This window comes from Mesorhizobium sp. WSM4829 (genome assembly GCF_055811475.1).
Genome location: NZ_JBVVQJ010000018.1, coordinates 116,194 through 128,503, shown reverse-complemented (window position 1 = coordinate 128,503; position 12,310 = coordinate 116,194). Strand labels below are relative to the sequence as shown.

Below are 12,310 nucleotides of genomic sequence, written 5' to 3'. Positions count from 1 at the left end.
CCCCCCCCCACCCCCCCCCCCCCCCCCCCCCCGGGGGGTGTTTTTTTTCTGGGCCCCCCCCCCGCCCCCCTCTCCCCCCCCCGGGGGGCGCGCGGGGGCCCCCCCCCCCCCCGACGCCGGCGGCGGTGATCGTCGCCGCGACGACGCCGCAGGAGCGCATCGTCGTCGCCACGCTTGCCACCATCGCCGAGGAGGCGGCCGCCGCCGGGTTGACCGCGCCGGCGCTGATCGTCGTCGGCGGCATCGTCGCGATGCGCGCGGCATTGGCGGGCGAGCCATGACCCGCGCGATCATCATCGGCGCGCCGCGCTCGGGCTCGGGCAAGACCAGCGTCACCATCGGTATCTTGCGCGCGCTCGCGCGGCGCGGCCTCAAGGTGCGCGGCGCCAAGTCCGGCCCCGACTATATCGACCCCGGCTTCCACACCGCTGCGACAGGCCTTTCCGGCGTCAATCTCGACAGCTGGGCGATGCCGCCTGATTTGCTCAACGCGCTGGCAGGCGACGCAACTGAAGATGCCGATTTCATCTTCCTCGAAAGCGCCATGGGCCTGTTCGACGGGATTCCCGCTGCTCCGGGCCACACCGGCTCGGCGGCAGATCTTGCCCGGCTGTACGGCCTGCCGGTGCTGCTGGTGCTCGACGTTTCCGGACAGTCGACCACGGCGGCAGCCGTCGCCAAGGGGTTTGCCAGCTATGACCCTGATGTGCGCATGGCCGGCGTCGTGCTCAACCGGCTGGGCAGCGAGCGCCACCGCCGTCTCTGCAGCGACGCGATCGAGGCGATCGGCCTGCCGGTGGTCGGCGCGATCCTGCGCGATCCCTCGCTCAACCTGCCGGAGCGGCATCTCGGCCTCGTCCAGGCCGGCGAATACGAGAATCTGATGGCGCATCTCGACCGGCTGGCCGACATGGTCGAACGCTCGCTCGATCTCGACGCCATCATGGCGCTGGCGGCGCCATTCGCGCCTGCTCCCGGCAGTTTCGACGACGCGCTGCCACCGCCCGGACAACGCATCGCACTGGCAGAGGATGCCGCCTTCACCTTCCTCTATCCGCATGTCGCCGCGCATTGGCGCAAGGCAGGGGCTGAAATCATCCGCTTCTCGCCGCTTGCCGACGAAGCGCCCGGCGAAAATTGCGATGTCTGCTGGCTGCCTGGCGGCTATCCCGAGCTTCACGCCGGCCGCCTCGCGGCGGCTGCGAATTTCAGGGCCGGCATCGAGGCGTTTGCGGCAACACGGCCGGTGCATGGCGAGTGCGGCGGCTTCATGGTGCTCGGCGAAGCGCTGGAGGACGCATCGGGCGAGACGCACGCGATGCTCGGCCTGCTCGGTCACTCGACCAGCTTTGCCAAGCGAAAGATGAACCTCGGCTACCGCGAGGCGCGGCTGCGCGCCGATTGTCCGCTGGGAGACCGAGGCGCGCTGATCCGCGGCCACGAATTCCACTATGCGCAGATGATTGCCACCGGCAGTGACGAACCCTTGGCCGACCTCGCTGATGGCCAAGGCAATCCGCTCGGCGCCTCCGGCTACCGCCGCGGCCATGTCAGCGGCACATTCTTCCATGCCATTGCGAGAGGCTAGAGCATGATCCCGAAAAGTGGGACCGGTTTTTGGAATAGATCATGCTCAAAGTGCAGAACATGACACTCTCCACTCGGCAAATCCTCGATGACATCGCGCTCTGCGTCGTCTTCTTCACCCGGCTGCCGCTGCCGGTCGTCGATTTTCGGGACCGCAGCCTTGCTGCCGCGATCTGGGCGGCGCCGGTCGCTGGCCTTGCCGTCGCTCTGATCGGCGGCTTGGTTTACGCGGTCGGGACCTGGCTCGGCCTTGCCGCCGGCCCGGCAGCAGCACTGACCTTGGCCGCGACCTTGCTCGCCACCGGCTGCATGCATGAAGACGGGCTTTCGGATGTCGCCGACGGCTTTGGCGGCGGCAAAACGCGCGAGAAAAAACTGGAGATCATGCGCGACAGCCGCATCGGCGCCTATGGCGCCTGCGCGCTCGCCCTGTCGCTGCTGATCCGCTGGAGTGTGCTTTCGGAATTCGCCGGCCCGGCCCAGATGTTCTGGGCTCTGATTGCCGCGCATGCCGCCTCGCGCGGCTTGTTCGGCGCTTTCATGCATCTTTTGCCGGCGGCGCGCAGCGACGGCCTCTCGGTCGATGCAGGCACCGTGTCGGCCGAAGCCGCCATTGCCGGCGCCGCGCTCGGCACCGTCGCGCTGCTGACGCTAGGGTTCGGTGGCGCAGTCGCCGCGCTTATCCTGCTCGGCCTGTTGTTTGCCGCCTTCCGCGAGCTGTGCCGCAGCCAGATCGGCGGCCAGACCGGCGATACGGTCGGCGCGCTGCAGCAGTCTGGCGAGATCGCAATCCTGCTCGTCGCTTCAGTTTTCCTTTCCTGACTCTGTTTCGGAGATTTTTCCCCCATGCCTTTCAAATCGCTTGATGAATTGCGCGCGGCCTGCCTCGATCTGCCTGCCGGCAGCGAGGCCGCGGCAAATGCTGTCGCCCGCCGCCAGGACACGCTGACCAAGCCGCAAGGCAGCCTTGGCCGGCTGGAAGCAATAGCCGCATGGCTGGCCCGCTGGCAGGGCCGCGACATACCGCAGCTCGATCGCGTAAAAGTCCTGGTTTTTGCCGGCAACCACGGTGTCACCGCACAGGGGGTGTCTGCCTTCCCGTCGGAAGTCACCGTGCAGATGGTGGCGAATTTCGCCGGCGGCGGCGCCGCCATCAACCAGCTTGCCCGCATCGCCGGTGCGGAGCTCGACGTCATTCCGCTCGACCTCGATTATCCGACCGGCGATTTCACGCAAGTGCCGGCAATGGACGGCGAAGCCTTCCTCGCCGCCATCTCGGCCGGCTACGGCGCGGTGACCAGAGATCTCGACCTCGTCTGTTTCGGCGAAATGGGTATCGGCAACACCACGCCGGCGGCAGCCATCTCGGCCGCCCTTTTTGGCGGCGGCGCGGAAAAATGGACCGGGCGCGGCACCGGCGTCGACGATGCCGGCCTGGTGCGCAAGATCACCGCCATCGAGGCCGGCCTCAAGCGCCACGCCGAAGCCCTTGCCGACCCGCTGGGGATCGCGGCAGCCCTCGGCGGGCGCGAACTCGCCGCCATTTTCGGTGCGACGCTGGCCGCGCGCCATTCAGGCGTGCCGGTGCTGCTCGACGGCTTCGTCTGCACCGCCGCCGCCGCGCCCTTGGCAAGGTTGCACCCCGCCGGCCTCGCCCACACGCTTGCCGCCCATGTCTCGGCCGAATCCGGCCATCGCCGGCTGCTCGAGGCGCTCGGCCTGCCGCCGCTGCTCGACCTCGGCATGCGGCTCGGCGAAGGCTCCGGCGCCTGCCTCGCCGTCAACATCGTCCGCTCGGCGCTCGAATGCCATGCCCGCATGGCAAGCTTTGCCGAGGCCGGTGTTTCAGAGAGGTAATCTCGTCAACCTGGAATCAAGTCTTGCCCTGGGGAACCTGGTCGGCCCGAGCACGTTGTGGCCGGTCAGCCCGGGTTACGCATGCAACAGCTTCTCCAGGAATTCGGCCATCCGACATACGTCCCGTTTCCCGTTATTGCGGCGAGGCTTCTACTGGCGTCGATCTTCGGTGCGGCGATCGGGTTCGAACGCGAATGGCGAAATCGGCCTGCCGGGCTTCGCACCCATATACTGGTCTGCGTGGCAGCGGCTACCTTCGGTATTCTGACGATTGAAATCATTCACGCGCCGATGTTTCAGCAGGATTCCGTGAGGGTCGATCCGATTCGTGTTGTCGAAGCGGTTACCGCTGGCGTCGCGTTCCTTGCTGCCGGAACGATTTTGTTTTCGAAAGGCGAGGTTCACGGGCTGACGACCGGTGCAGGCATGTGGCTGTCCGGGGCAATTGGCGTGGCCTGCGGGCTAGGCCTGTGGCAAGTGGCGGCGCTCGGCACGCTTTTGGTCCTGGTCGCGGCAGGCCTTCTCTACAGTTTTGCCCACAAGTCCGGTATTGGCGAGAAAGCCGGACCAGAAAAGCCCATGTCGGAAGAAGACGTGTCCAAGCCGCCCAAAGGCTGAGGCTGCGACTGGGGCTGGGGCTGAGGCTGCAACTGGAACCGAACGAACTTGCCCTGTCTGGCCAGAAGCCGTTGAGCTACCGGCATCACTCGATCGGGATCCGTCTCAACAAATTCCGGGAATCGATCATGCCTTCACATACCACGAGATGGCTGATCAAATCCGGGTCAACCGACTCACGGTGCGGAAGATGGAGCTCGGGCTCCACGACTTCACCGTACGGGAGCTGCAGAGCCTCGCTTCCGTAATGAGCACCAGCATAGAGGAGTTGATGAGACCATTCGCATCATGATCGACGAACGACTGAAAAGTTATTGGGGCGCCGTCCGCGGACTGCGACAGACCCCCATCCAAGACGACGCGCAACGGGCTGCTGCCTGTCAGTAAAACAGCCCGATCACCTCGGCGACCCCAGGGGAGACCGGTATGTACCTATTTATTCTGTCGGCCCTTGCGGGAGTTATCTTCAGCTCGGTCGGAATGGTCATGCTCGTAAGAGGCCATGAAAAGAAAACAGACCGCAGTATTCTACGCTCGTTTTATTGGTTTTCTGCGGCAGCGGCCATCGTATTAATGGGTGCGGTTTCTTTAATTGTGCTGGCTGCAGCGCTGTTCCTCTACTTCGTGCCGCCTCAAACCTGCACCATAGGAGTAAAACTAAGCCCTGAAGACTCTAAGTCGGCCGCGTTTATACTCTGATTTCGAACTAGACCTAGTGGTGAAAGTCTGACACTTGGTACTGGTGGACGGCAAGAAATCTACCCGACATTGGCAAATGCGAAAGATCCGTCTTCCGGCGAACATTGCGGTCAAGCCGAAGATAAGTTCTCGCGGCTGGGCAGGCCGCTAATTGGATACCAAAACAGTGACGTTCCCGTAGGCGTAACCGCCTTCCGTCAACTTGCTCCGTATCCTAACTTTGTCGGTACCTACAAAGCCGGCGTTGGGTGTGTAAATTCCCTTTATGCCAGGAACCTCAACCCAGTGGCACTTATGCTTCTTCGTGACGTTAGGAAGAATGGGCATTCTTCGAAATTTGATTTTTCCATGCTCTGGCCCAGAGACAACCATCACCTCAGGTATTCCGACTGGCGCGCAATCAGGACTGATCGAGGTGGTCTGGTAGACTATCACCGGTGTCGATGGCGCTGTCTTTTCTGTCCAAGACAAAGAATACCCGCCGGGCCGAGGCCCATCGATGCCAGGGGTATTCTGGCCAGGCGGAGTGTTTACACATGCAGAAACACTCAAGCAGGCTAACACACCAGCCGACAGTCTAACCCTTGATTTCATGTCAGTCCCCCAATCCCTGCTGCAACGGTAGGGCCAACTCTTGATTCCAGCAAGAGTGGCATGCCACTGAAGATCGTCTACGCTATAGGGCGGGCTAGCCCCGTTCGACGCCGGCTGCTTGCCAACCTTGCCGTTCCGAGGGGGTGCCAAGCGTCAGGCTTTCACCACTAGCGTCAAGAGTCCGTGAAGATTGCCCAGGCTTTGGATGTTCTCTTAACTGCCCGGGACTCACAAGCAATCTTCCCGAGAAACGAAGAAAGACATAGTGGCATCATTGATTAGGTAGCGATACTCAACGTCTACCAGCTCTCCGCCCTCGAAAGAACTTCTCCAGATGTCGCAGATGGGATTGAGCCCAAGTCTTTTGATCTTTTGAATATCTATTACGGGCGCGTTTGCGTCTATCGAATAGTGATAGGTCACACGCTTTCTCGCATAAGAGACGCGGTTCAAAACCGTTAATTCGTCAACCCTCTTCGGCAGGCCAGCATTGATCAAGTCGAATTGTACCGTCACTTCGCGTTCGCGCTCCTGCCCGGAAGTTGGCCAGACGTATTCCACCGGAACCCTGAACATCGCTAGAACTACAACAGCGATTGCAATCCATGTCCAAGCATCTCGCGGCTGCCTGTTCAAGGCGCTTCGCGCCACGCCCGCTCCGACAATGTAGGTGACGAAGAATAAACCGGCGAAGAGCAGATAGAGGCCGATTTGATGGACAGAAGGATAATGAATAAACGACGCGGTAGATACTACCCACCCGTAAAACGCAGCAAGAATTGCCAGGGAGCCCCCGACGTAACAAACCCAGTAGGTGAACGGCAATGACCGCTCACCCCGAAGCACCGAAAGAAGGCTTCTCATGTCGCACCCACCCATGTCTATTCCGGTTGTAATACCGCCGGAAACGAAAGAAACTGCTAAGCGGCTGCTCAACTAGCCATCACCACCTACCAATCAAGCCGATCAAAGGGCGCTCTCCGGAGCGCCCTTTTTCTTTTGCGAGGAAGAGATGCGATTTCATACAACGACCGTGTCGCGAAACGTCAAGACCGGTCCAATGCCTGTGATGACCAGCTCGCGAGAGACGTGTCCTGATAGCTGCCCGCTGAAGACCGGCGGCTGGGCATCCGCAAGCGGGCGGGGATGCCAAAGCTTCATATTCACGATCTGCGCCATACGTTTGCCAGCTGGCTGCTACAGTCCGGCGTGGCAGACAAAACGACCCAGGATCTGATGGGCACAAGACGGACTCGATGACCCGTCGCTATTCCCACAACAGCCTTAAGTCGCTCAAGAAGGCGATCGATCAAATGGAAGCCGACACACTTTGAAACACAGTGCCTGCTGATTTTATTTTGGTGATTTCGAAATATGACGCTTTTTCAAGAACTTAAGTGGTGGGTGCGACAGGGATCGAACCTGTGACCCGCTGATTAAGAGTCAGCTGCTCTACCAACTGAGCTACGCACCCACTCGCCGGTAAAACCAGCGTCGGCGGGCATATAGCCGCCGCCATCCGCCATGTCCAGCCCTGCCGGATTCATTTCCCGACAAATCGGCTCGAGCCGATCGCGATCAGACGAACATCCGGCCTTCCGCCACCTTGACGGCATGGCCGCCGATGCGGGCGGCGGCGAGTTTGCCGCCTTCGACATTCAGTTCGAGGCGGATGCGCGAAGGCCGCCCCATCTCCAGCCCTTGTTCGATCCAACGCTGGGAAACACCCTCTCTCGGACCGTCGAAATGCATGATCGCGCCGGCGAAGGCGGCCGCCGCCGAACCGGTCGCCGGATCTTCATAGGATGGACTCCCCGGCACGATCATGCGGACATGAAAGGCGCTGTCGTGGTTCACCGTCTCGCGGCAATAGACATACGGGCTGGCGAGGGCCCAATCGCTCTTGCGGGGCGCCAGTTCCGACCACGCCTGGTTGTCCAGCCTTATCCGGGCCGCCGCCTCCAGATCGGCGACCGGAATGGTCACGTAGGGCACGCCGGCCGACCAGAACGAGACGCGGTGGTTTTCGAAGCCGACTTCGTGCGGCCCCAGGCCAAGTGCCGCCCCGATCGCTTCCGGGTCGGCGGACAATTCCAGCCGCTCCGGCAGCTTGGCCAGGTCGAACTCGGCAAAGATGGCGCCATCGTGCTTGCTGACGGCGCAGCGCACGGGGCCGATGTTTTCCTCCAGCACGAAGATGCCGGCAGTGTCGCCATCGCCAGCCATTTCGGCAAGCGCAATCGCAGCGCCCACCGTCGGATGGCCGGCGAACGGCATCTCACGGTCGGGCGTGAAGATGCGGATGCGGGCGCGGTGCTTGGGATTGTCGGGCGGCAGCACGAAAACGGTTTCCGACAGGTTGAACTCGCCCGCGATAGCCTGCATCGCGGCAGTGTCCAGTCCCTTGCTGTCAAGCACGACGGCCAGCGGATTGCCGCCCAGCCGCTCGGTGGTGAACACGTCGTAAAGTAAGTAATTCCGGGTCAGCATTGTAGAAAGCCTTCTGCCTCAATCCCAACAGGGGCCCAAACATGGGCGAAATTTAATTTGATATTTGAACCATTCGGCCTGATCAGTGCACCGGTTGGGACATCACTGGTATTATAGGGGTCCGGCGTGGACCAGATTGTCAATCTGCCAAAGACGGAATCCACTTCCGACATAAAGACGGCACTCGGGCTCGACCGCCTGGGTCTGAAGAAGAAACGGCGTCGCGGCTGGCTTTATGGCCTGCTTGTGCTGGTCGTCGTCGCCGCAAGCCTGGCCGGGTACCAATGGTATGCCGCGTCTCCCGCCAAGATCGACTATACCACTGTGCCGGCCGCTGTCGCCGACCTCACGGTCGAAGTATCGGCGACCGGCACGCTGCAGCCCCTCACCCAGGTCGACATTTCGAGCGAACTGTCCGGCGTCGTCCGCTCGGTCGCGGTCAACGAGAACCAGCAGGTGAAGAAGGGCGATGTGCTGGCGGCGCTCGACACCGCCAAGCTGGAGGTGCAGATCGAGCGCGCCGAGGCTTCCGCCACGGCGGCGGCCGCCAATGTCGAGACCGCCATCGTAACCCTCACCGAAAACGAAAGGGCGGTTGCGCGCGCGGCGGCGCTCACCAAGCGCGGCATGGCGACTGACCAGTCGCTTGAAGCGGCGACAGCGACGCGCGACCGCTCAAAGGCAGCGCTCGACAGCGCCAAAGCCAATCTGGCCATCGCCAATGCCGATCTCAAGGCGCAGCAGACGGACTTCGCCAAAAGCACCATCTATGCGCCCATCGACGGCATCGTCCTGACGCGCTCGGTCGATCCCGGCCAGACGGTTGCCTCCTCGCTGCAAGCGCCGGTGCTGTTCGTCATCGCCGCCGACCTCAGGAACATGGAGTTGAAGGCAGCGGTCGACGAGGCCGACATCGGCGCGGTCAAACCCGGCCAGCATGCCCGCTTCACCGTCGACGCCTTTCCCGAGCGGCCGTTCGATGCCGAGATCCGCGACATCTCCTATGCTTCGGTCACCACCGACGGCGTCGTCACCTACGACGCGCGGTTCGAGGTCGACAACAACGAGCTTCTGTTGCGGCCTGGCATGACTGCCACCGTTTCGGTCGTCACCAGAGAGGCAAAAGGCGTGCTCACCGTACCGTCGACGGCTTTCCGCTACCGGCCGGCGGCATCTGCTGCCCGAGCGTGGAGCCTGAGCGACCTGTTCACGGGCCGTATGGGCCGTCCACGCGGCAACCGCCAGCGCCAGGCGACGGCGCAGCCCACCGACGGCTCGCGCACGCTCTACGTGCTGGAGAATGGCCGGCCCCGGCCGGTCAACGTCAAAGTCGGCTCCACCGATGGCGAGCTGACCGAGATCACCTCCGGTCTCGCAGAAGGTGCGCAAGTCATCACCGCAGCGCAGCAGCGGAGCTGAAATCATGTCAGGCTCGCTGCTCATCACCTTCGACAAGGTCTGGAAGAGCTATGGTCAGGGCGAGGCCACGGTGCATGCGCTGGCTGGCGTCGATCTTGCCATCCGCAGCGGTGAATTCGTCGCCATCATGGGTCCGTCCGGCTCGGGCAAGTCGACGGCGATGAACATCATCGGCTGCCTCGACACACCGACGGCCGGAACCTACAGCTTCATGGGCATCGATGCCGGCCGCCTCGACCGCAACCGCCGCGCCATGCTGCGCAATCTCTATGTCGGCTTCGTCTTCCAGGGCTACAATCTCCTGCCGCGCACCACCGCGGTGGAGAATGTCGAACTGCCGCTGATCTATCGCGGCGTCGCCGCCCGCGAGCGTCATGACCTCGCGATGAAGGCGCTGGCCGAGGTCGGCCTTGTCGGCCGCGAGCACCACACGCCGGCCGAGCTCTCCGGCGGCCAGCAGCAGCGCGTGGCGATCGCGCGCGCCATCGTCACCAGGCCGACCCTGCTCGTCGCCGACGAACCGACCGGCAATCTCGACACCGCACGCACGCACGAGATCATGGAGCTGCTGACGCGGCTGAACACCGAGCTTGGCCTGACCATCGCCATGGTCACCCACGAGGCCGATGTCGCTGCTTATGCCGAGCGCACAATTCGCTTCCTCGACGGCCACGTCGCCTCCGATGCCATGAACCTCGAGGTGGTGTAACCATGATCTGGGAAACCGTCCGCCTCTCGCTGCTTTCGGTGCGCCGCAATGTGCTGCGCTCGTTTCTGACGCTGCTCGGCATCGTCATCGGCGTTGCCGCCGTCATCGCCATGCTCACCATCGGCTCGGGCACCACCGAAAAGGTAAAGGCCGACATTTCCAAGCTCGGCAGCAATTTGCTGGTTGTCCGCCCCGGCCGCCCGGCCGGGCCCGGCGGACCGGGAGGGCTCGACCAGGCCACACGTCCGCTCGGCAGCAAGGAGCTTGCCGCGCTTGTCGCACATTTGAGCGGCGCCCGCGCCATCTCGCCCGCCTCGCAAAAGCAGGTCCGCGTCATCTTCGGCACCGAAAGCCTGACGTCGGGTGTCACCGGCACCGATAGCGCCTATCTCGATGCGCGCGACTGGAAGCTGGTCTCGGGCCGCCCGTTCAGCGATTCGGAAATCCGCTCGGGCACCGGCGTCTGCCTGATCGGCGAAACCGTGCGCCAGCAGTTCTTCGGCGCCGGCGACCCCGAAGGCGAGATCATTCGCGTCAACCGCACCTCGTGCAAGATCATCGGCCTGCTCGAGCCGAAGGGCTATACCGGCTTCGGCCAGGACCAGGACAATGTCGTGCTGATGCCGCTCGCCGCCTACCAGCGCCGCATCGCCGGCAACCGCGACATCGACTCGATCTACGTCGCCGCCGACGACGGGACGGCGACCACCGAGCTGCTGCCGCGCGTCGAGGACATCTTGCGCGATGCACGCCGCATCCCACCGGACCGCGAAGACGACTTCTCGATACGCGACATGACCCAGATCGCCGACGCCATGGCGAGCGCCACCACGACGATGACCGGCATGCTGGGCGCGGTCGCCGGCGTCAGCCTGTTGGTCGGCGGCATCGGCATCATGAACATCATGCTGGTGTCGGTCACCGAGCGCACCCGCGAGATCGGCATAAGGCTGGCCATCGGCGCGCATGAAAAGCACATCCTCATCCAGTTCCTGGTCGAGGCCACCGTGCTGTCGCTGCTCGGCGGCATCATCGGCATCCTGATCGGCCTGGCGCTGGCCGGCCTCGCCTCGCTGACGCTGGCGATCCCGTTTGCGCCAAGCCCGGCGGTGATCCTGCTCGCCGTCGGCTTCTCGGCGCTGATCGGCATGGTGTTCGGCTTCTTCCCGGCGCTGCGCGGCGCGCGGCTCGATCCGATCGACGCGCTGAGGCATGAATAGCGCGGCGCAGCGTGCGTCGCCTTCAGATGTCCCCAAAATTTTGGCGCGGCCGTCGCCCTGCCCCTGTCGCGGAACAGCCCGCGGTGCTAGCAATCGCGTTGGGGATATGGGGGGAATAGTGGGATGAGCAAGAAAGAGCGAGTGGCTTTGGTGACGGTGATCATCGAGGCCGCATTGGCGGGCTTTTGGTGGTATTTGGCCAGCTACGGCATGGCCAACCCCGATCATGTCACCGCCGATTTCCAGCAGGTTGTCGGTCAGACGATGGGAACGACGATGGGTGCGCTGCTGGGTATCGGCGTCATGCTGTTTTTCGTCGCCGCCCGCAACGATCGCAAAACCATCGAGAACAAGATGCGTCATTAACCCCTGTCGGCAAACTCCTGTCGACAAACTATCCCTTGTCGGCAAAATGCCACTCGATCAGTGGCTTCATGTGCGGCATCAGCCCGTCCGGCAGGTCATCGGCCCTGCGGATGATGACCGGCCCGTCGATCTCCGGCTCTGCCTCGGTGGCGACAAAGGCGCTGATGCGCTGCGCGACCTCGTCGGCGGATGCAGTCTCGCGATAGCGGCGAAAGATCACCGTGCCGGTTGCCGTCGACAGGGCATAGTAGCGCCTGCCGCGCGCCGCGCCGGCAAGGTCGAGGCCGGTTTCTTCCCGCACCTCGCGGATCATGTTGAAGTCGACATCGACAAGGCCGTCGCGGAAATCGGTTGGCTCGAACGAGCCGGCGGCGAAGTAGACGCGACCGGCATTGACGGTGTGCGACGCCATGCGGATCGCCACCAGCGCATTGTCGCCGGCGACCAGCATGGCGTGGGCATAGGCGTGCTCGGCCCCCGCCACCTGGCGATTGCCGCGCCAAAGCATGAAGGTCGAGTAGCGCACCGCATGGCAGCGGCCGACGAGGCTGCTGTCGCGATAGCGGAGCGCCGAAAGCAGCACCACGGTGCCGTCGAACAGCGCCGGGTTGGCTGCGGTCTCGCGCCGCCAATTCTCGGCGATCGCTTGCGCATTGTCGCGTTCGAACGGATGCGGGCCGGGGTCGAGCCTGACGTCGACGGCGTCGACCGGAAGGATGATGTTGCGCGGCAGGTCGAAGCTCAACGAAAA

Annotated in this window: 13 protein-coding genes, 1 tRNA gene and 2 pseudogenes; 12 read left to right on the top strand and 4 right to left on the bottom strand. The window is 63.3% G+C overall.

The annotated features are described in order from the left end of the window. The 6 genes and pseudogenes from AC0L17_RS18795 to AC0L17_RS18770 all read left to right on the top strand — a co-directional run. Positions 1 to 281 (top strand): annotated as a pseudogene (locus tag AC0L17_RS18795) (hypothetical protein); the annotation flags it as partial. Further along, entirely contained in the window at positions 278 to 1,588 is a 1,311-nt protein-coding gene (locus AC0L17_RS18790; RefSeq protein WP_473516925.1) for a cobyrinate a,c-diamide synthase, read from the top strand. The pseudogene AC0L17_RS18795 and the gene AC0L17_RS18790, both read left to right, overlap by 4 nt. Before the next feature lie 41 nt (positions 1,589 to 1,629). Further along, positions 1,630 to 2,409 carry an adenosylcobinamide-GDP ribazoletransferase gene (locus tag AC0L17_RS18785; protein WP_473516924.1) on the top strand — a complete coding sequence of 260 codons (780 nt, stop codon included), beginning with the start codon at positions 1,630 to 1,632 and terminating at the stop codon, positions 2,407 to 2,409. A 24-nt stretch (positions 2,410 to 2,433) separates the two neighbouring features. Then, entirely contained in the window at positions 2,434 to 3,444 is a 1,011-nt protein-coding gene (gene cobT, locus AC0L17_RS18780; RefSeq protein WP_473516923.1) for a nicotinate-nucleotide--dimethylbenzimidazole phosphoribosyltransferase, read from the top strand. Positions 3,445 to 3,525: 81 nt separating this feature from the next. After that, the gene (locus AC0L17_RS18775; RefSeq protein ID WP_473516922.1) at positions 3,526 to 4,062 is read left to right on the top strand and encodes an MgtC/SapB family protein; all 537 of its coding nucleotides are present in this window, start codon (positions 3,526 to 3,528) and stop codon (positions 4,060 to 4,062) included. A 426-nt stretch (positions 4,063 to 4,488) separates the two neighbouring features. Then, entirely contained in the window at positions 4,489 to 4,761 is a 273-nt protein-coding gene (locus AC0L17_RS18770) for a hypothetical protein (protein WP_473516921.1), read from the top strand. Between the two features lie 822 nt (positions 4,762 to 5,583). On the opposite strand, the gene AC0L17_RS18765 is transcribed toward AC0L17_RS18770, so the two are convergent. Further along, positions 5,584 to 6,291: a hypothetical protein gene (locus tag AC0L17_RS18765; RefSeq protein WP_473516920.1), complete on the bottom strand. Its 708-nt coding sequence runs from the start codon at positions 6,289 to 6,291 to the stop codon at positions 5,584 to 5,586. 76 nt (positions 6,292 to 6,367) lie between these two features. Between AC0L17_RS18765 and AC0L17_RS18760 the strand changes: the two are divergent. Both AC0L17_RS18760 and AC0L17_RS18755 read left to right on the top strand, forming a co-directional pair. Continuing rightward, positions 6,368 to 6,472: pseudogene (locus AC0L17_RS18760) on the top strand (DUF7227 family protein); the annotation flags it as partial. After that, positions 6,457 to 6,615, top strand: a complete 159-nt coding sequence (locus AC0L17_RS18755) for a tyrosine-type recombinase/integrase (RefSeq protein WP_473516930.1) — start codon at positions 6,457 to 6,459, stop codon at positions 6,613 to 6,615. The pseudogene AC0L17_RS18760 and the gene AC0L17_RS18755, both read left to right, overlap by 16 nt. Positions 6,616 to 6,753: 138 nt before the next feature. Here the strand turns inward: AC0L17_RS18755 and AC0L17_RS18750 are convergent. Then, positions 6,754 to 6,829, bottom strand: a tRNA-Lys gene (locus tag AC0L17_RS18750). A gap of 104 nt (positions 6,830 to 6,933) precedes the next feature. Then, complete coding sequence (locus AC0L17_RS18745; protein WP_473516919.1) at positions 6,934 to 7,845, bottom strand: PhzF family phenazine biosynthesis protein; 912 nt, start codon at positions 7,843 to 7,845, stop codon at positions 6,934 to 6,936. A 126-nt stretch (positions 7,846 to 7,971) separates the two neighbouring features. On the opposite strand from AC0L17_RS18745, the gene AC0L17_RS18740 reads away from it, so the two are divergent. The 4 genes from AC0L17_RS18740 to AC0L17_RS18725 all read left to right on the top strand — a co-directional run bounded on the left by AC0L17_RS18740 (position 7,972) and on the right by AC0L17_RS18725 (position 11,559). Beyond that, positions 7,972 to 9,264: an efflux RND transporter periplasmic adaptor subunit gene (locus AC0L17_RS18740; protein ID WP_473516918.1), complete on the top strand. Its 1,293-nt coding sequence runs from the start codon at positions 7,972 to 7,974 to the stop codon at positions 9,262 to 9,264. Between the two features lie 4 nt (positions 9,265 to 9,268). Next, positions 9,269 to 9,973 carry an ABC transporter ATP-binding protein gene (locus AC0L17_RS18735; protein WP_287138178.1) on the top strand — a complete coding sequence of 235 codons (705 nt, stop codon included), beginning with the start codon at positions 9,269 to 9,271 and terminating at the stop codon, positions 9,971 to 9,973. 2 nt (positions 9,974 to 9,975) lie between these two features. Beyond that, on the top strand, positions 9,976 to 11,193 hold the full coding sequence (locus AC0L17_RS18730) for an ABC transporter permease (RefSeq protein WP_091594285.1): 1,218 nt from the start codon (positions 9,976 to 9,978) through the stop codon (positions 11,191 to 11,193). 123 nt (positions 11,194 to 11,316) lie between these two features. Beyond that, entirely contained in the window at positions 11,317 to 11,559 is a 243-nt protein-coding gene (locus AC0L17_RS18725) for a hypothetical protein (RefSeq protein WP_091594283.1), read from the top strand. A gap of 28 nt (positions 11,560 to 11,587) precedes the next feature. On the opposite strand, the gene AC0L17_RS18720 is transcribed toward AC0L17_RS18725, so the two are convergent. Next, positions 11,588 to 12,304: a hypothetical protein gene (locus tag AC0L17_RS18720; RefSeq protein ID WP_473516917.1), complete on the bottom strand. Its 717-nt coding sequence runs from the start codon at positions 12,302 to 12,304 to the stop codon at positions 11,588 to 11,590. Positions 12,305 to 12,310: the final 6 nt, after the last annotated feature.